18 protein-coding genes are annotated in these 20,685 nt (G+C 68.8%); 5 read left to right on the top strand and 13 right to left on the bottom strand.

The genetic code is table 11. The annotated features are described in order from the left end of the window. The 4 genes from cbiE to ACGFH6_RS42150 form a co-directional block, all read right to left on the bottom strand. Complete coding sequence (cbiE, locus tag ACGFH6_RS42165; RefSeq protein WP_393396498.1) at positions 1-1,200, bottom strand: precorrin-6y C5,15-methyltransferase (decarboxylating) subunit CbiE; 1,200 nt, start codon at positions 1,198-1,200, stop codon at positions 1-3. Then, complete coding sequence (locus tag ACGFH6_RS42160; protein ID WP_393396496.1) at positions 1,190-1,579, bottom strand: pyridoxamine 5'-phosphate oxidase family protein; 390 nt, start codon at positions 1,577-1,579, stop codon at positions 1,190-1,192. The genes cbiE and ACGFH6_RS42160 overlap by 11 nt, the downstream gene beginning before the upstream one ends. A gap of 296 nt (positions 1,580-1,875) precedes the next feature. After that, positions 1,876-3,474, bottom strand: a complete 1,599-nt coding sequence (locus ACGFH6_RS42155) for an ABC transporter permease (RefSeq protein ID WP_393396494.1) — start codon at positions 3,472-3,474, stop codon at positions 1,876-1,878. After that, positions 3,471-4,385 (bottom strand): ATP-binding cassette domain-containing protein, encoded by a 915-nt coding sequence (locus ACGFH6_RS42150; RefSeq protein ID WP_393396492.1) that lies wholly within the window; start codon positions 4,383-4,385, stop codon positions 3,471-3,473. The genes ACGFH6_RS42155 and ACGFH6_RS42150 overlap by 4 nt, the downstream gene beginning before the upstream one ends. Before the next feature lie 97 nt (positions 4,386-4,482). Between ACGFH6_RS42150 and ACGFH6_RS42145 the strand changes: the two genes are divergently transcribed. Beyond that, positions 4,483-4,995 (top strand): GbsR/MarR family transcriptional regulator, encoded by a 513-nt coding sequence (locus tag ACGFH6_RS42145; RefSeq protein WP_393396490.1) that lies wholly within the window; start codon positions 4,483-4,485, stop codon positions 4,993-4,995. Between the two features lie 53 nt (positions 4,996-5,048). Here ACGFH6_RS42145 and ACGFH6_RS42140 read toward each other — a convergent pair whose 3' ends face one another. Both ACGFH6_RS42140 and ACGFH6_RS42135 read right to left on the bottom strand, forming a co-directional pair. Further along, positions 5,049-6,908, bottom strand: a complete 1,860-nt coding sequence (locus ACGFH6_RS42140) for an alpha/beta fold hydrolase (RefSeq protein ID WP_393396488.1) — start codon at positions 6,906-6,908, stop codon at positions 5,049-5,051. 110 nt (positions 6,909-7,018) lie between these two features. After that, positions 7,019-7,702, bottom strand: a complete 684-nt coding sequence (locus ACGFH6_RS42135) for an NBR1-Ig-like domain-containing protein (protein ID WP_393396486.1) — start codon at positions 7,700-7,702, stop codon at positions 7,019-7,021. Between the two features lie 108 nt (positions 7,703-7,810). On the opposite strand from ACGFH6_RS42135, the gene ACGFH6_RS42130 reads away from it, so the two are divergent. Then, on the top strand, positions 7,811-8,518 hold the full coding sequence (locus ACGFH6_RS42130; RefSeq protein WP_393396484.1) for a CHAP domain-containing protein: 708 nt from the start codon (positions 7,811-7,813) through the stop codon (positions 8,516-8,518). A 37-nt stretch (positions 8,519-8,555) separates the two neighbouring features. Here the strand turns inward: ACGFH6_RS42130 and ACGFH6_RS42125 are convergent, their stop codons facing one another. After that, positions 8,556-9,296: an alpha/beta fold hydrolase gene (locus ACGFH6_RS42125; protein WP_393396482.1), complete on the bottom strand. Its 741-nt coding sequence runs from the start codon at positions 9,294-9,296 to the stop codon at positions 8,556-8,558. A 28-nt stretch (positions 9,297-9,324) separates the two neighbouring features. Then, the gene (locus ACGFH6_RS42120) at positions 9,325-10,371 is read right to left on the bottom strand and encodes a LacI family DNA-binding transcriptional regulator (RefSeq protein WP_393396480.1); all 1,047 of its coding nucleotides are present in this window, start codon (positions 10,369-10,371) and stop codon (positions 9,325-9,327) included. Between the two features lie 110 nt (positions 10,372-10,481). Between ACGFH6_RS42120 and ACGFH6_RS42115 the strand changes: the two genes are divergently transcribed. Genes ACGFH6_RS42115 through ACGFH6_RS42105 form a run of 3 tightly spaced genes read left to right on the top strand, consistent with a single transcriptional unit; the run spans position 10,482 to position 13,618 of the window. Further along, positions 10,482-11,408, top strand: a complete 927-nt coding sequence (locus tag ACGFH6_RS42115) for a carbohydrate ABC transporter permease (RefSeq protein ID WP_393396478.1) — start codon at positions 10,482-10,484, stop codon at positions 11,406-11,408. Continuing rightward, positions 11,389-12,303, top strand: a complete 915-nt coding sequence (locus ACGFH6_RS42110; protein WP_393396476.1) for a carbohydrate ABC transporter permease — start codon at positions 11,389-11,391, stop codon at positions 12,301-12,303. The genes ACGFH6_RS42115 and ACGFH6_RS42110 overlap by 20 nt, the downstream gene beginning before the upstream one ends. 13 nt (positions 12,304-12,316) lie before the next feature. Then, on the top strand, positions 12,317-13,618 hold the full coding sequence (locus ACGFH6_RS42105) for an ABC transporter substrate-binding protein (protein ID WP_393396474.1): 1,302 nt from the start codon (positions 12,317-12,319) through the stop codon (positions 13,616-13,618). A gap of 2 nt (positions 13,619-13,620) precedes the next feature. On the opposite strand, the gene egtD is transcribed toward ACGFH6_RS42105, so the two are convergent. The 5 genes from egtD to ACGFH6_RS42080 all read right to left on the bottom strand — a co-directional run bounded on the left by egtD (position 13,621) and on the right by ACGFH6_RS42080 (position 20,671). Further along, positions 13,621-14,586, bottom strand: a complete 966-nt coding sequence (gene egtD / locus ACGFH6_RS42100; protein ID WP_393396472.1) for an L-histidine N(alpha)-methyltransferase — start codon at positions 14,584-14,586, stop codon at positions 13,621-13,623. Further along, positions 14,583-15,323 (bottom strand): ergothioneine biosynthesis protein EgtC, encoded by a 741-nt coding sequence (gene egtC / locus ACGFH6_RS42095; protein WP_393396470.1) that lies wholly within the window; start codon positions 15,321-15,323, stop codon positions 14,583-14,585. Before egtC ends, egtD begins: the two co-directional genes overlap by 4 nt. Then, positions 15,323-16,660: an ergothioneine biosynthesis protein EgtB gene (gene egtB, locus ACGFH6_RS42090; RefSeq protein ID WP_393396468.1), complete on the bottom strand. Its 1,338-nt coding sequence runs from the start codon at positions 16,658-16,660 to the stop codon at positions 15,323-15,325. The genes egtC and egtB overlap by 1 nt, the downstream gene beginning before the upstream one ends. Further along, entirely contained in the window at positions 16,657-17,883 is a 1,227-nt protein-coding gene (locus tag ACGFH6_RS42085; protein ID WP_393396466.1) for a glutamate-cysteine ligase family protein, read from the bottom strand. Before ACGFH6_RS42085 ends, egtB begins: the two co-directional genes overlap by 4 nt. Positions 17,884-18,058: 175 nt before the next feature. Then, positions 18,059-20,671 (bottom strand): glycoside hydrolase domain-containing protein, encoded by a 2,613-nt coding sequence (locus ACGFH6_RS42080; RefSeq protein WP_393396464.1) that lies wholly within the window; start codon positions 20,669-20,671, stop codon positions 18,059-18,061. Between the last annotated feature and the right edge of the window lie 14 nt (positions 20,672-20,685).

The raw sequence follows: 20,685 nt of genomic DNA, 5'->3' as shown, positions 1-20,685 counted from the left end.
TCACTTGGTCACGCTCCAGATCGTCACGGGCATGGCGGGGCGCCAGCCGGTCATGGTTCCGATCGCGGAGGCGCGTTGTACGTCGAGCCGGACCAGGTCGCCACCGAGCTCGCCGTACCACTGCGCGATCAGGCCCTCGGTCTCCAGCGTCACGCCGTTCAGCACGAGACGGCCGCCAGGCCGGAGCGCATTCCAGCAGGCGTCGATCAGGCCCGGTGCCGTCGCTCCCCCGCCGATGAAGATCGCGTCCGGCGTCTCCAACCCGTCCAGGGCCGCGGGCGCGGCGCCGACCACTGTGGTGACAAGCGCGCCGAGGTTCGCAACGTTGCGATCCAGGCGCTTGGCCCGCTCGGGATCGCGTTCGATCGCGATCGCCCGGCAGGCCGGATGGTGGCGCGACCACTCGATCGCGATGCTTCCCGCACCGCCGCCCACGTCCCACAGCAACTGACCTGGCACCGGTGCGAGCCGCGACAACGTCACCGCCCGCACCTCGCGCTTCGTCAACTGTCCGTCACTCTCGTACGCCTCATCCGGTAGCCCGGGCACAGTCGGCAGCAGCGCCGCCTCAGGCGCGGCCTGGCACAGCACACCGATCACGTTGAGCGCGTCAACGTCGTACAACCACTCCGAGGCGGTCGCAGTCCGCACCCGCTCAGCCGGTCCGCCGAGCTGCTCGAGCACAGTCAGCTCGCTCGCGCCGTAGCCACGTTCGACAAGCAGTGCGGCGACCTCAGCCGGCGTGTGAGCACCCCAGCTCAGCACCAGCAGCCGACGCCCCGGCTGGACGTGCGGGTGCACGCGTTCAGTCGGGTGCCCGACCAGACTGACCACCTGTACCTGGTCCTGCGGCCACCCGAGCCGTGCACACGCCAGCGACACACTCGACGGATGCGGAATCACTCGTACGGCGTCCGCCCCGAGCAGCCGCGTCAGCGTCGTACCAATGCCGTGGAACGTCGGGTCACCGCTGGCCAGCACACAGACCGGCCGGCCCGAGTACTGCGACAGCAGCCCAGGCAACACCTCGGACAACGGCGACGGCCACTTGACCCGTTCTGCCTCGACCGACGGCACGAGAGCCAGTTGCCGCGCGCTCCCCATCAGTACCTCGGCCGCCAGCACGGCCGACTGAGCCGCGGGGGACAGCCCGTCCCACCCGTCGGCGCCGACACCTACGACGGTGACCTCAGCCGGCATTGCCCAGCACCTTCGTCACGGTGATCTCGATGACCACGCGGCGTGGATTCACCCGCGGCTCGCGGTACCGCTTCGCATAGCGGCGTACGGCGTCCTCGACCCGGTCCGGGTCGTCACGGACAACCGCCCGGCCCTCGAGCGTCGACCAGTGGCGTCCATCCACCTGGGTCACCGCGACGGCGGCTCCGTCAGGGCCTGCCTTCCGGATGGTCCGGGCCTTGTGCGACGTACCGGAGCAGATCACCCTGGCGATCCCCGTCTCCGGGTCCAGCGTCGCGCCCACCGGTGTCGCATGCACCGTGCCGTCCGCACGGACGGTACTCAGCACGCACAGGTGCCGCTCCGTCCAGAACCCGATCAGTCTCTCAGTCCAACGCACCCCGCGATCGTAGACAGCAGGCGCCGCGAGGTCAGTGATCAGGGGCTCACCGTCAACGCCTTCGGGATGCACAGAGCCTCCCCGGACGTCGACGCGACCATCAGATCCCACGACCCGGGCGCGCCTTCGTCAGATCGACGGCCACCGTCGCCGCGGTGTGGATGTCCGGAGCGGGGAGAACGGTTGCAGCTGGCTGCAGATCCGACGCCGCCGGTTGACAGACCGGCCCGCCCGGTGAGGCACCGGGCGGGCCGGCGGCGCTGGACCCCTCAGACCAGCGCAGCCCTTGGGGACGGTCAGCCCACGTCCCGGCGGCGGAAGGTCGCGAACCCGGCCCCCGTGAGCGCTGCTGCGATCGCGGTCAGCCAGATGACCGGAGCGACGGAGAAGTCGCCGCCCGGCAGCCGCGGCGTGTGCCCGTAGGGGCTGAGGTTCATCACCGACTGGGGCAGGTCGAAGATGCTGCCGAACTGCCCGATCAGCAGGAAGATACCGAACAGGACCCACGCACCGGTGACGAGCTTCGGAGCGAACCCGAACAGTACGACGACCAGTCCGGTGACCAGCCAGATCGCAGGCAACTGCACGGCGGCCGCAGCGAGCATGCGCGGCACCTGACGGCCCATGTTGCCCAGGGAAGCACCACTGGAGATGCCGGACCCGAGTCCTGCGACCAGGATCAGCACAGCGGTGCCGAACAGCGCCATCAGCACATGGCTCCCGACCCACTGGGCGCGGCTGACACCAGTCGCGAGCAACGGCTCGGCCCGGAGCGCGGTCTCCTCCGACCGGAGCCGGAGCGCCGCCTGGATGCCGAAGGCCGAGGCGAGTAGACCGACCATCCCCATCTCGGTCGCCAGGAACGCGTCGGTGATGCCGTTGACGCCGCCGAGCTTCTCGACCATCTCCCGGGCACTGTCGCTGGTCACGAACCCGTCCACGTTGCTGGCGATGTTGCCCACCAGCAGCCCGAGCAGCAGGAACGCGAAACCCCAGCCGTACAAGGAGCCCCGGTGCAGTCGCCAGGCCAGGGCCAGCGGTGACCGCAGCGACGGCGCAGCGGTGGCCGGCCCCGGACGCGGCCGCACCAGGCCCGCGCCGACGTCGCGGCGCCGGATCAGCGCCATCGCACCGGCAACCAGCGCAGCCATGAAAGCCAACGGCAGCAGAACGACGAGGAAGCGGTCGCCCGCGTACGCACGGATCTGCTGCGACCAGCCGATCGGAGACAGCCACGACACCCACTCGGACTTGCCGTCCGTGGACGAGTCGCCGATCGCCCGCAGCACGTACGAGACACCCAGGACGATCCCGGTGAACCCGTTGGCGGTCCGGGCCCCCTCGGTCAGCTGCGCCGTCAGCGCACCCACACCGGCGAAGGACAGACCGGCCGACGCCCACAGCAGACCGAAGGCCAACGAACCAGAGGCCGGCAGGCCGACGCCGATCAATGCCAGCGCGGACAGCAGCCCGATCAGTACGACGGTCGCCGACGACACGATCAGTGCGGCGGCCAGAGCGGCGTACCGGCCGACGACTCCGGCACTGAGCAGCTCGAGCCGGCCGGCCTCCTCCTCGGTGCGCGTGTGCCGGACCACCAGCATCGCAGCGAGCAGCGCCACCAGGACGGCGCCGAACGCGGTCAGCTTGAACAGCGAGAGCTCCCCGAGCGAGGTCTCGTCGAAGATCCGGCCGTACAGCGAGACCAGGGCGGGCGAGGCGTTCGACGTCCGCGCCGCCTCGATCCGGGACTGGACGTCCGGGTAGAGGTCGATGGACGCCTGCGCGGACCCGGCCGCCGTGATCACGAACACCACGATCCACACCGGGATCAGGATCCGGTCCCGGCGCAGCGCGAGCCGCACCAGGGTGCCGGTACCGACGAAGTCGTTCATCGCAAGGCCGCCTCGGGCTCGGCCGCGACGTCGTCCTCGTAGTGGCGCAGGAACAGCTCCTCCAGCGTCGGCGGCTGCGCGACCAGGCTCTTGATCCCGCTCGCGGACAGCTGCCGCATCACCGCGTCGAGCTGTGCGGTGTCCACCTCGCAGCGGACCCGGTTGCCCTCGACATCGAGGTCGTGAACGCCGGGCAGCTGGGCCAGACCGTTCACCGCCCCGGCCAGTTCGGCCTGGATCGACGTACGGGTCAGGTGCCGCAGCTCGGACAGCGTGCCGGTCTCGACCACCTTGCCGCGGCGGATGATGCTGATCCGGTCACACAGGGCCTCGACCTCGGAGAGGATGTGGCTCGACAGCAGCACGGTGCGGTCGTGCTGGCGCTCCTCCTCGATGCACTGCCGGAACACCTCCTCCATCAGCGGGTCCAGGCCGGACGTCGGCTCGTCCAGGATCAGCAGCTCGACGTCGGACGCGAGCGCCGCGACCAGGGCGACCTTCTGCCGGTTGCCCTTGGAGTAGGTGCGGCCCTTCTTGGTCGGGTCGAGGTCGAACCGGCGCAGCAGGTCGTCCCGCTTCTTGGAGTCCAGCCCGCCGCGGAGCCGGCCGAGCAGGTCGATCACCTCGCCGCCGGTCAGGTTCGGCCACAGGTTGACGTCGCCGGGGACGTAGGCCAGCCGCCGGTGCAGCTTCGCCGCGTCGTGCCACGGGTCGCCCCCGAGCAGCGAGACGTCACCCTCGTCCCCGCGCAGCAGACCGAGCAGCACCCGGATGGTCGTGGACTTCCCCGCGCCGTTCGGTCCGAGGAATCCGTGCACCTCACCGGTCGCGACGTCCAGGTCGAGACCGTCGAGGGCGTGCGTACTGCCGTACGACTTGTGCAGTCCTGAGACCACGATGGCTGATGTCATGATTCATAACGTACACTTCATTCAGAAGATTGTGAATCTTACTAACGCGTCTCTCACGCGTCAGGTTTTTGGGTCACGTAGAGGGGATGATGGGGCGGTGAGTGCACAACGAGACGACGAAGCCGTCAGGCGGTACGCCGAACAGTTCGGCAACCTGCTGGCCGACACTGGCTGGCCGCGGATGGCAGCCCGGGTCTTCGCCGCCATCCTGTCCAGCGAGGAGGGCCGCATGACGGCGGCCGAGCTGTCCGACCAGCTGCAGGCCAGTCCGGCCGCGGTGTCCGGCGCGGTCAACTACCTGCTCCAGCTCCGCCTGGCCAACCGCGAGCGCGAGCCCGGCAGCAGACGCGACGTGTACGTGGTCCAGGACGACTTCTGGTACCAGAGCATGATGAGCCAGGACCAGGCGCTGGCCCGCTGGTCCGACTCGCTCCACCACGTCCTCGACGCCGCCGGCGAAGGCACCGCGGCCCACCGCCGCGTGCGCGCCTCGCTGGCCTTCATCGATTTCATCGAGGAAGAAGTCAAAGGCCTCAGCGAACGCTGGTTCAAACGCAAAGCCGAGATCGACGCCGACCTGGACGCCCAGTACGGCCCCCGCGACATCTGAACGCACCGAAGGGCCTGGCGGACGGTTGTCCGCCAGGCCCTTCGAAGGCCGAGCTACCGGAGGGTGGTGGTGGCTACCGTGTCGAGGGCTCGTTGGAGGAGGGGGTTGGCGGTGTGGCGGGACTTCGAGTTGGGCAGGTGGACGGCGTTGCCGTCGACCGGGCCGTTGACCGGGTAGACCGAGAGTTCGGCCGGTAGCGGGCTGGTGCCGCAGACCTGGTCCTTGCCGGGCAGTTCGCCGCTGAAGACGAATCTGTCACCGATCGCCTCCGCGCAGGCTGACGCGGAACCGACGTACTGGCCGTGCTGACCCTCGTCGTCGATGGCGACGAAGCGCGTCACCTTCGAGGTGTCCTTGTGTGTACGCAGCGCACCTTCGTACGCCGTCGCCGGGTCGACCTCACCCTGGATCATCAGGATCCGTGGCGAACCGGTCAGGTCGAGCTTGCGGTCCTGCGGCTTGTACGGCCAGAAGGCACAGAACGGCACGCCGTTCATGTAGCCGAAGAAGGTGTACTTCTTCGCCATCCGGTCGGCCTCGCGCAGGTAGAAGTTCGGGTCCTTGTTCCACGCGGTGTCGTTGCAGCGGACCGTCGTACCGATCGGGCCGAGGTTGACGGTGGCGTCGACGGAGGACTTGGCCGCGGCCGCTCGGGCGTCGACCAGGATCGACCGGGTCGAGTCGACCGGCACGACCGAGTCGGTGCCCGCCGCGGCCGGCGTCACGCCGTACCGGGCCCGGATCGCGGCGAGGCTGTCGAACGCCTGCAGCTCCGGGGAGAGCCGTGCCCACGCCTTGTCCACGTGCCGCAACTCGATCTCACCCGACGCCGACGGGTCCTTGACGTACTCGTCGTGCACCAGGATGTCGACCGTCGCCCGGATGAACCGGACGTTGCCGTAGATGGTGCTGTAGATCGTCCCGTCGAGGTTGTCGCCGCGGACGTTGCTGGTGCCGGCCTTGACCAGCCTCACCAGATCGGCGCGGACCTGGTTGTACTTCGCCGTGACCTGCTTCGGCGTGGACCCGAGTCCCTGGATCTGGTCGGCGTGCCGGGCGATCCACGGGAAGAACTGGGTGTCGCGCCGGCGCTGGCCGGAGAACGGGTCGAAGTTCACGTTGTCCCACTGCGTGTGGGTCCAGTCCATGTTCGAGTCGATCACGAACCGGCCGACCCGTGACGGGTAGGTGTCGGCGTACCAGCCGCCGAGCCAGGTGCCGTAGCTGTAGCCGATGAGGTTCAGCTGGCGTGCGTTGAACAGCGCCCGCAGGAACTCCATGTCGTACACGGTCTGCTGGCTGCTGACGAACTGACCGAACTCCGTCGACGAGCACGCCTCGGCGTACAGCTTCGCCTCGGCCACCTCGGTCTTGTGGGTCTGCCGCGTGCGCTCCTTGTAGTCGGGCGTCGTCGGCAGCGCGTTCAGCTTGTCGGTCGTGGTCAGGCACTGCAGCGGCGTGCTCTGGCCGAAGCCGCGCGGGTCGAAGCCGAGCAGGTCGAAGTCGGTGAACAGCTGGGTCTTGTCGATGGCCAGCGAGGCCGACAGCGTCAGCCCGGCGCCACCCGGTCCCCCGGGGTTGGTGGTCATCAGGCCCTTCGACGTACCGGTGGCCTGGCTGTAGGCGATGGCGACCTGGATGTCGGGGTGCGCGTCCGGGTGGGCCCAGTCCATCGGGACGGTCACCTTGGCGCAGTTGGTGGTGGGTGCCTGCGGGTACAACGCCTTCACCGCGGCATCGAACGAGCACACCGACCACTGGATCTGCTGGTCGAGGTACTTCTGCGGAATGGATGGGACCGGCGGATCCACCGGACCCCTGGCCGGGCGGGCTGCCGAGGCCGAGCTGATGGCCAGCTGGGGCACGACCAGTGCCACAGCGAGGGCCAGAGCGATCTTGTGGAATCTGATCACGCTGCAACTCCTGTTGTCCGGGCGGGTTCAGGAGACAGCAACGTATGCCGGACCGGGCGGTTCTGAATACCCGTCAACGCAAGGTCAAGGGCATTCCCTAGCACTGAACACTAGAGCTCGTACACAGTGAAGATCGTGCAGTACATCGGTGGCGACTCCAGTCCGGGGTAGTACAGGCGCCCTGCGTCGTCGGTGATCTTGAAGTACGCCGTTGACGCGCCGACCTGGGACGGGGCCTGCAACCGCATCGTCACCGTCACAGTCTCGCCCGGTACGGCGTCCGGCAGCCGCTCGCGCTGCGGCGATCGCAGCCAGCCCGGCGCCCCGGCGGCACCCTGTCTGGTCAGCCAGCGATCGCGCCACGACCGCTCGCCGCTGTTGCGGATCTCCCAAGCCTTCTCGAACTCCTGGTCCCGGCACACTCGCGTCCCGTCCGGCACCGTCTCACCCACCAGCTCGGCCCGGTCCTCCGGATGGTGGTCGACCGGCACCGATCCGCCCAGCAGCACCGGCTGGACGTGCCTCCGGATGTCCCGCTGGGACATGTCGCGGCCGGCCCGAACCGCGGCGTCCAGCTCCACCAGCTGGTTCACCAGGGCCTGGCCGGCACCGAACGAGGCGTCGTACCACTCGATCAGCTCGCGGCTGGGTTTGGTGTGGCCGCGCTCGACCCGGGACAGGTGGCCCTTGTCCCAGCCGGACAGTACGGCGGCCCGCGACAGCGGAACGCCGGCGGCCTCCCGGAGCTCGCGCATCCGGCAGCCGATCACAAAGCGAGCCTGGGCTGGCCTCACACCGCACTCCCCGGTCGATCGTTGCCCACTGCGACAACACCGTAACCCTCTGATTCTCTGTAAATCAGTGTCAGTTCGCCACTCTCCGAGCGAAAAGGACCACCGCCCATGCGTACCGCCCTTCCGCGCATCACCGCTCGCATCACCGCCCGCCTCGCCGCCACTGCCCTGCTCGGCGGCGCGGCCGTCTTCAGCGTCGGCGTCCTGCCGGCCAGCGCCGCCACCGGCACCGTCGTCACCGACAGCGGCCTCGGCGTGACCATCCGGTCCGGCAACGCCGTCAGCTTCGGCGCGGTCGGCACCCAGCCGAACGGCCCGGTCGAGATCGACTGCCAGCTCTACGGCGAGCCGGTGACCGGCAAGTTCGGCCGCAGCCTGGTCTGGGACCACGTACCCGGCAAGGGCTACATCTCCGACGCGTACGTGAACACCGGCAGCTCCGGCCTGGTCGCACCGCTGTGCACCAGCAACCCCCGCGCGGACAAGGCGATCGCCTGGTACGCCGCCCGCAACGGCTCGACCGCCTACCAGGGGTACTGCGAGAAGGCCGCCGAGAACTCCTTCGGCAAGGACCTGATCTGGGGCTCGGCCAAGATCGACTGGAACGACGCCGTGGCCCGCGGCGTCGCGCATCGCGGTGACCTGAACCCGCCGAAGGGCGCACTGGTCTTCTGGGACCTCGCGGCGCCGTACGGCCACGTCGGCGTGGCACGTGGTGACGGCTACTTCTGGGCCACCAGCGTCAACGGCAAGATCGGCCTGGCGAAACTGCCGTACTTCTCCAGCTACCTCGGCTGGGCCTGGCCGAACTTCTGACCCTTCTCACCCGAGCACCCGGACGCGCGCCCGCCCCTCACGCGTCCGGGTGCTCCTCCATGCGCCGGACCCAGTCCGAGACCAGCGCTTGGTACAGCCCGTTCCGCCGGACCGGCAGGTCGTGATCCTCCTGGTCGAGTACGGCGTACGTCGCGCGCGGGTAGTCCTCGATGACGGACCACGCATCGGCGTACCCGGTCATCGTGTCCTGCCGGCCGGTGACGATCAGAGTGGGCCGCTCGAACCGGGCCGCCGGGTCCTCGCGCAGCGCGTACCTGCTGACGTCGCTCTGGATGTGACCCAGGAACTCCAGGTCGGCCTGCTGCTCGGCGGGGTCGTAGTACCGGTCCTGCTTGTCCTGCCACGCGGCGACGAAGGCCTCCGAGCGGAGCAGGAACTGATCGGTCGGCAGCGTGCGCTTCGTCCGGTCGACCACGATGCCGGGGACGCGCAGCAGCAACCCGAGGATGCGGGCCGGATCCCGCTTGACGAGGCCGCGGGCGTGCAGACCGCCGGCCGACGTACCGGCCAGGGCGAACCTCTCGCCGCCGACCAGGTCCTCGATCGTGGCCGCGATGGCGTCGAGCATGCCGTCCTGGTCGGTGATCGACGGGACCGACGGCGTCTTGCCGGTGCCGGGCGGGTCGACGTAGATCCGTCGCCATCCCGGGTGCTCCTCGAACACCGGCTCGTGTACGTCGCGGCCCTCGCCGTTGGCGCCACCCCAGCCGGGCAGGAACACGATCGGGCGGCCCTCGCCGAAAGACTCGTAGTACATGCAGCGACCCTAGTCGGGCAGCCGAAGGTCAGCGAGGCTTTCTGTTGCCGGCAGAATCCGGCGGGCGTTCGCCTGAGCCGCGCTGGATCAGCGCACAGGGCAGCACGATCCGCTGGGGTGGCCGCCGGTCCGCGCCCGAGGCGCGGTCGAGCAGCAGGCGGGCCGCGCTCCGGCCGAGTTCGGCGATGTCGGAGGCAACGACTGTCACCGGGGTCGGCAGCATGTCCGCCAGCCGGAAGTCGTCGAAGCCGACCACCGCCGGCTCCCGGCCGAGTTCGCGCAGGGCCCGCAGTACGCCCTCGGTGAGGAAGTTGGTCGAGGCAAAGATCGCGGTCGGCGGATCGGCGCGGAGCATCACCTCGCGGGTCGCCTTCTCGGCGGCCTCGGCGTTGCCCTCGGGCAACTGGATGACGAGTGACTCGTCGACGTCGGCATCGACCTCGCGGTGCGCCCGCCGGTACCCCCGCAGCCGCCGCCCGGTGGTGTAGTACGACGGCGCGAGCAGGATCGCGATCCGCCGATGCCCCTGCGCCAGCAGGTGTGCGGCGGCGAGCCGGCCGCCGCCCTCGTTGTCGACCATCACGATGTCGGCGTCGAGGCCGGTGGCCGGCCGGTCGACGAACACCACCGGTACGCCGGCGCCGGCCAGGAACGAGTGGTCGCCCTGGTCCGGCACGATCATCAGCCCGGCGACCTGACGGCTGACCAGCTCCTGGATCGCCCGCTTCTCCCCCTCCGGATCCTCGTCGACGCTGCCCAGTACGACGGCGAAGCCGGACTGCCCGGCGACCTCCAGCGAAGCCTTCGCGATACTCGCGAAGAACGGGTTGGTCAGGTCGCCCAGCACCAGCGCGAGACTCGACGACTTCTTCCCCGGCCGGAGCGCCCGGGCGACCTCGTTGCGCTGGAAGCCGAGCTCGTCGATCGCCTTCCGGACCCGCTGCGCGGTCTCGTCCCGCACCCCGTGCCCGCCGTTGACCACCCGCGACACAGTGCCCAGGCCGACCCCCGCCCGGCGGGCGACGTCGATCATCGTCGGCCGGCTGGCCTCGGGCGGTGGAAACGTTTCGGGCACGGTGTTGACTTCCTGTTCACGACACGGCATCGTCACCCAACAGTAAGTCCTTGGAAACGTTACCGTCCAGGAGGCCGAATGAGTCCTTCCGCGAGCTCAGTGAGGCGAGAGTGAGCAGGGCTTCTCGCGGCGGCATGAGTCGCAACGCCGGGTCCGACGTCAAGGCGGCGTACCTGTTCATCGCGCCGGCGATCATCGGGTTCACCGTCTTCGTGGTGTACCCACTGGTCCGCTCGTTCTACCTGGCCCTGACCAGGTACAACGGCCTGACCGACCCGATCTTCGTTGGCCTGGGCAACTTCCGACGGCTGTTCACGGTCGACCCGGCGTTCTGGCCGTCGCTGCGTGCGACCGGGTACCTGGTCGTTCTCTATGTGCCGTTGTCGTTGGTCCTCGGGCTGGCGCTGGCGATCTTCTGCAACCAGCGGTTCGCCGGTGTGCGCGTCGTCCGGACGCTCGCCTATCTGCCAGTCGTACTCCCGGCGATCGCGACCATCACGTTGTGGAAGTTCATCCTCGATCCGCAGGTCGGACTGCTGAACACGGTCCTGGAGCGGCTGGGCCTGCCGACCAGTCTGTGGTTGCAGAGCCCGAGCATGTCGATGCCCGCGGTCGTGCTGGTGATGCTGTGGGGTGTCGGCGGCACGATGATCATCTTCCTGGCCGCGTTGCAGGCCGTGCCGAACGAGTTGTACGAGGCGGCCCGGGTGGACGGCGCCGGATCGTGGTCGGTGTTCTTCCGGATCACCATGCCGATGATCAGCCCGATCATGTTGCTGCAGGTGATCCTGCAGACCACGGCCGCGCTGCAGACGTTCAACCAGCCGAAGATCCTCACCAACGGCGGACCCGGCTTCAGCACCAACGTGCTGATGCTGTCGATCTACAAGAACGGCTTCCCCAACCTCGGCCAGATCCCGCAGCTCGGCTACGCGTCGGCGCAGGTGTGGGTGCTGTTCGTGCTCATCATCGCCGTGATCGCCCTGACCGCGAAGTTCTCCTCGCTCTGGACCTACAGTGACAACACTCCCGACTGAAGCCGCCGAGGGCACGGTCCTGACCGCCCGGACCACGCACTCCTCCCCCAAGAGGCCCCGCCTGATCGGTACGACGTCCTGGTACGTCGTCGCGCTGTTCATCAGCGCGGTCATGGTCGTCCCGCTGCTGTGGATGATCACCATCGGCCTGAAGAGCCGGACCGCGGTGTTCGACCTCCCGCCGAAGCTGCTGCCGCACGAGTTCACCTGGAGCAACTTCGTCAACGGGCCGGAGGCGATCCACTTCCCGCGACTCCTGCTGAACTCGACCGTCATCACCGCACTCAGCGTCCTCGGTGGCGTGATGACCGCGATGATGGCCGGCTACGCGCTGGCCCGGCTGCGCTTCCCCGGCCGCAAGGTGTGGTTCTACCTGTTCGTCGGGAGCATGCTGCTGCCCGGTGTGGTCGGGCTGATCCCGCTGTTCCAGCTGTACAAGAGCATCGGCTGGTACGACACCTGGCTGCCGCTGATCGTGCCGGCCTTCCTCGGCGGGAACCCGTTGTTCATCTTCCTGGCCCGGCAGTACTTCCTGGCCATCCCGTACTCCATCGACGAGGCGGCCAAGATCGACGGCGCCGGGCACTTCCGGATCTTCACGAGTGTGATGCTCCCGCTGACCCGGCCGGCCTGGATCACGATGGCGATCCTGGCCTTCCAGGCGTCCTGGAACGACTTCCTCAACCCGTTGGTCTACCTGTACTCGTCGAACAAGTGGCCGCTGTCGGTCGGGATGGCCTCGTTCATCTCGCCGTTCGCCGGGAAGACGCCGGACTGGAGCTACTACATGGCCACCAACCTGCTCTACATGCTGCCGCCACTGATCGTCTTCTTCGCCGCGCAGCGCTACTTCATCCAGGGCCTCGGCTCGCTCGGCAGCACGACCCAGAAATAGAGGGGATCCTCCTGTGAAACGCACCTTCCTGGTAACCACCCTGGCCTGTGCCGGGTTGCTGACGGCAACGGCCTGCAGCGGATCGGACTCCGGCGGCGGGTCGAGCGACGGACCGGTCACCGTGACCGTGATGACGTGGGAATCGGCCCAGACCAACGCCGCGATCAAGAAGGCACTGGCCGACTTCAAGGACGACAACATCACCGTCCAGCTGCTCGACACCCCGGCCGGCAACTTCGGCGACAAGCTCGCCTCGCTGACCCAGGCGAAGAAGCTGCCGGACCTGTTCTGGTGCGGCAACGACACCGAGCAGCAGTACACCTCGCAAGGACTGCTGGTCGACTGGACGGACAAGATCAAGAACGGCGACGGCGACTTCACGGCGGACAAGTTCGTGCCGTCCGCGATGGAGAACTGGAAGACCGCCGACGGCCAGATGGGCGGCCTGCCGTCACTGATGAACACCTACGGCGTCTGGTACAACGCCGACGCCTTCACCGCCGCCGGCGTACCGGTGCCGAAGGCCGGCTGGACCTGGGACGAGATGTACGCCGCGGCCGCGAAGCTGGCCGGAAAGAACGGGGCGAAGTACGGGCTCGTGGCCGACCAGCTCACCTCCCTGGACGGTCCGTTCACGATGAGCATGTACTCCGTCTCGGCCGGTGGCGCACCGTTCACCGACAACGTGAACCACCCGACCAAGGCCGAAGCGGACGCCAAGTTCACCGAGGGTGTGCAGAAGCTCGTCGACGCGATCAAGAGTGGCTCGGTCTCCCCACCGGGGTACGACGCCGCGAACGTGCAGTCGCTGTTCTCCGCGGGCAAGGTGCCGATGATGTTCGGCGGGCAGTGGCTGGCGGCCGGGTTCCAGACCGACAAGCCGAAGGTGAAGTACGGGTTCGCACCGTTCCCGCAGGTCGACACCCCGGCGACCCTGTACGACTCGGTCGGCATCTGCACGCCGCAGTACACGAAGAACCAGGACGCGACGTTCAAGGTGCTGCAGTACATCAACACCAAGGTGTGGGACGCCGTACTCCCGGCTTCTCCGGTCGCGCCCCCGGCGTACACCCCGGCGCAGACCAGCTACTTCGACGCGTTGACCAAGGCACAGCAGTCGACCGTGGTCGACACGGTCAAGGCCGACCTGGCCGCTGAGAAGACGGTCGGCGTCCGGTTCACCACGCAGTGGGCGCAGCAGGTCGGCGACCTGACCACGGCGAACTACCAGCCGATCCTCAGCGGCAAGAAGCCGGTGTCCGAGCTGCCGGCCTACATCGACAAGATCAACGGGCTGATCAAGTCGGCCGGCTGACGTCAGACGGCCTGCCAGAGCGACAGGGCGAAGCGGGCTTCGGAGTCGGTCCACCACGCGGCCGACGCGAAGCCCGCTGTGTCCAGCTCGGCCTCGACACCGTGGCGATGGAACTTCGCGGAGATCTCGGTGTGGAGCACCTCACCCTCGGCGAAGTCGACCTCGAGGTGGACCTCCGGGATCAGTACACGCGTCGCGCGGTCGGCCCGCAGACGCATCTCGATCCACTCGTTCTCGGCGTCCCAGATCGCCACATGACTGAACGCCTCCACATCGAAGTCCGCGCCCAGCTGCCGGTTGATCACTCGCAGAACGTTCCGGTTGAACTCCGCGGTGACGCCCGCGCTGTCGTCGTACGCCGCGACCAGCGTGGCCGGATCCTTCACCAGGTCGGTGCCGAGCAGCAGCCACTCCCCTGGCTCGAGCACCTCGCGGATCGACGCGTAGAACGTCGCACGCTCGCTCGGCAGCAGGTTGCCGATGGTGCCGCCGAGGAACGCGACCATCCGTGGCGGGTCGCCCGGCAGCTTGTCGAGATGCGCGGTGAAGTCACCGACAACGCCATGCACCTCGAGCGCCGGGTAATCCACGTTGATCGCGTCCGCCGCGTCCCGCAGCGCGGACTCCGACACGTCCAGCGGTACGAACGTCGTCAGCGTGCCGCGGTCGCGCAGTCCGTCCAGCAGCAGCCGGGTCTTCTCCGACGATCCGGAGCCGAGCTCGACCAGGGTGTGCGCCTTGGTGATGGCCGCGATCTCGCCGGACCGGGCCTGCAGGATCTCGCGCTCGGCGCGGGTCGGGTAGTACTCCGGCAACCGGGTGATCTGCTCGAACAGGTCGCTGCCGCGGGCGTCGTAGAACCACTTCGGGGGCAGCCACTTCGGGTCGGCGGTCAGCCCGGCCCGGACGTCCTCGCGCAGCGCGCGGGAGGCGTAGTCGGGAGTCAGGTGTACGTCGATCTGAGTCACTCTGGTCCTTCCATCGGCGTGATACTCAGCGTCGTGGCGGTGGCCACGAGCAACGAGCGGTCCGGTACTTCGTCCCAGTCGCCGGTCCCGAACCGCTCGGAGGCGACCGTGGTGGAGTCTGCGGTGTGCTGCACCCAGAGCGAATGCGTCCAGGAGGTGGCGACGATCTGCTCACCATCGGTCAGCAGCACGTTCAGCCGCGACCCGGGCGCCGCCGCCTCCACGTCCTGTACGACGGAAGAGACGGCATCGGCCGCCGGGACATCCTTCATGCGGTTGGCGATGAGTGCCCACAGCAGCTGGGAGTCGACCGGCGCCTCCAGCCGGAGCAGATCGGCGACCGGCAGCGTCTCGGCCAGTTTGAGGGTCGACTCCGGCCACCCCGGGATCCGGCCGTTGTGGCTGAACAGCCAGTCCCCGGTCTGGAACGGCGCGACCACGGCTTCGCCGTACGGCATGCCCACTGTCCCGTCGCGGACGGCGGCCAGCACGGCGCCGGACCGGACCGAGCCTGCCAGGCCAGGCAGGTTCTCGTCGGTCCAGATCGGCACATTCCGCCGGTAGCGCACCGGGCGGCCGTCGACGTACCACCCGAGGCCGAAGCCGTCGGCGTTCACCGTGCCGCCTCCGCGCATGTCGTGCGGGGACCAGCTCTGCTCGTACAGGGAGTGGGTGGGGTCGAGGACCAGGGAGGCCGGCGTGACCGGCGGGCCGACGTAGGCCAGGTGGCGGCACATCAGCCGTGCAGCTCCTCGGGCCGGGGGTCGCGGGCACACCGGAAGCCGGCGAAGATCTGCCGCCGGATCGGGTAGTCCCAGTTCCGGAAGGTGCCTCGGGCAACGACCTCGTCGGTGCCGAACGAGCCGCCGCGGAGCACCTTGTAGTCCGGCCCGAAGAAGACCAGCGAGTACTCGTCGTACGGCCAGGCTCGGAAGCCCGGGTACGGCCGGAAGTCGCTGGACGTCCACTCCCAGACGTCGCCGATCAGCTGCTCGACACCCAGCGGCGACGCGCCCGCCGGATACGCACCGACCGGCGCCGGCGCGAGGTGGCGCTGACCGAGGTTGGCGTGCTGCGGACCGGGGCTCTCGTCGCCCCACGGGAAGCGCCTGGTCCGCCCGGTCGCCGGGTCGAACCGCGCCGCGAACTCCCACTCCTCCTCGGTCGGCAGCCGCTTCCCGGCCCACTTCGCGTACGCCTCGGCCTCGTAGAAGCAGACATGCATCACCGGCTCGTCCAGCGGCAGCAACTCGCGGTTGCCGAACCGAGTCCGCCACCACACGCCGTCGACCTGCTCCCAGAACCGCGGTGCGACCAGCGACGCCTTCCGCACGTGGGCCCAGCCGGCTTCGGACCACCACTGCGGATCCTGGTAGCCGCCGCCGATCACGAACCGCAGGTAGTCCTCGTTCGTCACCGGCGCGGTGTCGATCACGTACGGCGCGACCTGGACGGCGTGCGCCGGTCGCTCGTTGTCGAGCGCCCACGGCTCGACCGACGTACCCATCTCGAAGACTCCGCCGGGCATCAGCACCTCAGGTGCGGCGAGCCGGCGTCCGGTCGGTGGCGCCGGTGCATCGAGCACCGGGACCCCGATGCGGAGCTGGTGTGTCGCCAGCATCGTCTCGTCGTGCTGCTGCTCGTGCTGCGCGATCATCCCGAAGGCGAACGCGTTGTCGACCAGCTCACGCCCGCCGTCGAACTTCACGTGGTCGAGTACGTCCATCACCTTGTCCCGCACCTCGGTCACGTAGGAGCGGGTCTCGGCCGGGCCGAGCAGCGGCAGTGCCGGCCGGTCCGCGCGCGGGTGCATGAACGCGTCGTACAGCTCGTCGATGTCCTGCCGCAGCGGCTCGCGGCCGCCGACGTCACGGACCAGCCAGAGCTCCTCCTGATTGCCGACGTGGGCGTAGTCCCAGACCAGCGGCGACATCAGTCTGGAGTGCTGCTTGACCAGATCGTCGGTGTCGACGGCGTCGGTGAGGTGGACCGTCCGCGCCCGGGACCGCTCGAGCTGCTCGGCGACGAACGCGCGCAAGCCCTCGGGAGACAGTTCGGACAGTTGGTGATTCATGAAGCTCGCCTTCCGTGGGTTTCGTCGACGATGCGATGGAGCCGGGTCGCGACTTCATCGATGAGTTCGGTGTCCGCACCGGTCCGGTCCAGCACCCTGGCTCCCAGCTCGACCACGTCCTCCGCGGCCTGCCGGACCAGCTTGTCCTCCAGCCCTTCCCGGGCCGCCTCGAACCAGCGCCCCGCCGCGGGCTCGGCAGCAGCCAGCACGTCGCCGAGCACGGCCGGGTCGGACATCAGAGCGGTGAGCAGCAGGGTCGGGGCGATCCACCCGTCCCCCGGCTGCGCGTCGAGATAGCGCACCTCCAGATACCCACGCGCCCGGACCGGCGGGAACAGCGTGGACAAGTGATACGCCAAGTCGTCGTACGTCGGTTGGTCGCCGGGCAACTCGCCATCCGCCCAGGCGCCGAAGGTCAGTCCGCGGGGCGCGTCCCAGCGGTCGCCGCGTCGGAAGCACAGCACCGGCGCCTCCATCGCCATCCGCGCCCACGCGGCGGCCGGGTCGCCGTCGAGCGCTGGCGGCTCGGTGAACGGGGCATAGGTGCCGAAGGTGGCCTCGGTCCGCGCCGACGCCCAGCCGGTGTCACTGCCGGCACGGTGGCGGGAGTTGGCGAACAGCGCGACCAGCGCCGGACCGAGATCGTGCAGGGCGCGCCAGCGCAGAGCGGTCTGATCCGCTTCGCCGGCGTCGAGGCAGATCTGCAGGCCCGCGGTACTGCACATCATCCGGGGGCCGTGCGGCCCGAGTCGTTGGAAGGCGCGTTCCATCGCCGCGTAGCGCGGGACGGTGAGGATGCGGCGAGGGGTGCGGTGGGCGTCCAGGCCGTAGTCGCCCGGAACGAGGTCCGCGGTGCGAAGGAGCGCTGTCAGTTCGGCCGCGTCGGCGGCGGTGTCGTCGATCAGCCCGGCGACCGAGGCCGCGGCGGGACAGGAGATCTCGACCTGGCCACCGGGCTCCACAGTGACCAGAGCGCCCCGGCCGAGCGGCAGTTGCGGGCTGCCGGGGACCAGGGTCGCGGGCGCGTGCGCGCCCAGGGCGGTGCGTAATCGGTCGGCGTCGAGGGGCCGGCGCGGATCTTCGGCATGATGCACGGTCCATTCGAGTTCGACGCCGTGCAACCGCGGCGGACCGTGCTTGAAACAGACCATCGCGACGAACCCCTCCGCTTCGGCCCGGGAGCCGATCGGAGTCGTCGCCGGAGTACCGCCGGGCGAGGTCACGTCAGCGAACCTAACGCCGGACCTGCGGCCGGACAACCGACGGAGGGTTACCCGTCGGTGACGCCTGCAGCGCATCTGGAGTCATGCTCGCGATGCTGCCCGGCGCCACCGACAGTTTCCGGGCCCGATCAGTCCGGAGCGTGCGGGTTCGCTCTCAGCGAAATCGGCACGAGGGTCAGCTCGGGCCTGGGTAACCGGCGCCGTACGCCTCGATCTCGTCGACGAACATGCCGGTGTTGCGGTCGTTGGTCCGCTTCTTGTCGAACGTGACCCGTACCCAGCGGGCGGCGGCCGGCGTGAACGACAGGTCGTACCAGACGTTCGAGGCACCGTTCACGGCCGTCGCCTCACCCCGGTCGGTGAAGTGCACCCCGTCGAGGCTGGTGGCCACGGTGATCTTGTCCGGGCGGTAGTCCGGGTACTCCTCGTAGGCGTGCACCCGCACGGTCCCGGCCGCCTGCGGACGGCCGAGGTCGATGGTCACGACCGGCTGCACACTGTCGCCGACGTTCAGCAGCTCGTAGCCGAAGCTCTTGCCGTCGCCCCAGTCGTCGCCGATCACACCGTCGGTCGCCTCGGTCTTGGCCGCATCCGGGAAGCGACTGGACGGATCGGTCCGCTCGTACGGCTTCCCCGCCGCGAGGTTCTGCTGCTGCAGCTGGTTGCCCGCGACCTGGAGGTCCAGCAGCTGGTACGGCGCCGTACCGCCGCTGGAGCCGGTCGCCTCGATCCGGATGTACTTCGCCTTGGCGTTCAGCCCGATGAAGTCGTCGCCACCGTCACCGGCCCCCAGGCCGGCCTCGGCCCACGTGGTCCCGTTCGCCGAGACCAGCACGCGGTACTTGTTCGCGTAGGTGCTCCCCCAGCGCAGCCGCACGCCGTCCACCTGCGCCTGGCGGCCGAGGTCCACCTGCACCCAGTTGGTGCCGCTGCCACTGGCCGGCTGCCACGCGGTGGAGCCGTTGCCGTCCACCGCCTTCGCAGCGTTGCCGCTGGACGCGGTAGCCGGCTTTCGACGCGCCAGGTCGTCGGCTACGACCGGCTTCCCGGCCGCAGCGTCCAGAGCGATCGCCCGGATCCGTTGCATGTAGGACACGTCCGGCGAGTACTTGTCACTCCGCTGCACCACACTGGTCGCCAGGTCGTGCGCCAGCCCCGGGTTGGTCTTGCCGAGCTTGTTGAGGACCTCCCAGTCCTCCATGCCGTCCCGCAGCGACTCGTACCGTGGGGACGCCTCGATCGTGTTGTGCGCCGTGTCCGGGCGAACGATGTACCCGTCACCCTTCACATCTTGGTCGTCCATCGCGTACTGCCAGTTGCCGTAGGCCCAGTGCAGGTAGCCGGTCGCTCCACGGCCGTAGGCGAGCCACATGGTCTGCCGCTGGCTCCACTCAGGCTGGTCGATGAACCTGTTCAGGTGGTTACCGACCGGGATGTTGCAGTTGTAGAACCACAACGGCTTGCCCTTGACCTTCTCCGCGTCGTACGGCGCCGGGTTCGCGGTGTAGGTGTGCAGGTTGGGGATCACGATGTCCTCAGCCTTGGCCACGCTCGGCGCCAACTGGTTGACGATCGCGTCGCCGATCTGGACGTCCGGCCAGTACTGACGCAGCTTCTGCTCCACACCGAACCAGCCGGGGTCACCACCAGCGCCCGGCTCGTCGCCGACATGCATCCAGAACATGTCCTTCCAGCCCTTGTCGACCAGGTGCTGGCGCAGCGCCGGGTAGAACTGCTTGTACCAGTTCTCTGCCTCCGGCGTGTCCCACCAGACGTAGTCCGGGACCTGCCTGCCGGTCTCCTTCGGCGTCACCTCGACCAGGTACCGCGGCCACTGGCTGTTGTGCTCGCCGTTCTGCGGCCCGGCACCGGTGAAGCCCTCGAGCCGGTTCACCACACCCTTGTCCAGGAACCGCTGCACGACCTCGTCGAAGCGGCTGAAGTTGAAGCTGTAGTTGCCAGCGGCATCGACCTTGCTGCCGCCGTCGGTGAGCAGGTTGAGCAGCGGCAACTGCAGGTTGTTCTGCCGGTACCGCTTCATCGTGTCGGCCCAGTTGTCGATCAACTGCCACCACTGCGGCGAGTAGCGATCGTGCCCGTAGAAGAGCTTGACCGTGTCGCCCTTGCCGGGGTCGTACGACGTCAGCCCGAGGAAGTTGGTCCACATCACGTTGGTGAACTCGCTCTGGTTCGCCGGCGGGATCACCACGTTGCGCGCGTTCACCGTGATCGGCACCTGCAGATCGCCGTTCGTGGTCCGCACCGTGGCCCGGCCCCGGTAGACGCCGCCGTCCGCCGTCGCGGGCACGTGTACACGGATCCACAGCGACTGCGTCTGGCCCGCCGGTACGGCGATGCTCGTCTCGTTCAGCAGCCGGTCCGGGAAGTCGCCCGGGGCCTGCCGTGTCGTCGGCACGACGAACTGGTTGCCGCCGAACACCGAGTTGTGGTTGAGGTACTCGTACCCGACCGGGTTGTAGCTGAGCTCGCTCGCCGCGATCGCGTCCGACGGCCCGGTCAGCGCCGTGAAGTCGATCTTGTTCACCGTGAACGCCGCCGGCCCGCGCATCACGATCTGCGCTGCCTCGTAGTCGTTCTTGGCCGTGTCGAGCCGGATGTCGTCGCGGGCCTCCGGCGATCGCCCACTGTCCTTGAAGACGGAGTTGTACGCCGTCTCGGTCCAGACGCCGGGCTTCACGCCGGCCGCCTCTCGTGCCTGTGCGACCGGCACGAACGCTGCCGAAGTCACCAGGAGTCCGCCTGCCACCACCGCATGTGTCCACCGCATGCCGAACAGCCAAC

Source organism: Kribbella sp. NPDC049227, from assembly GCF_043197265.1.
GTDB lineage: Bacteria > Actinomycetota > Actinomycetes > Propionibacteriales > Kribbellaceae > Kribbella.
This window is presented reverse-complemented; position numbering and strand designations above follow the sequence as displayed.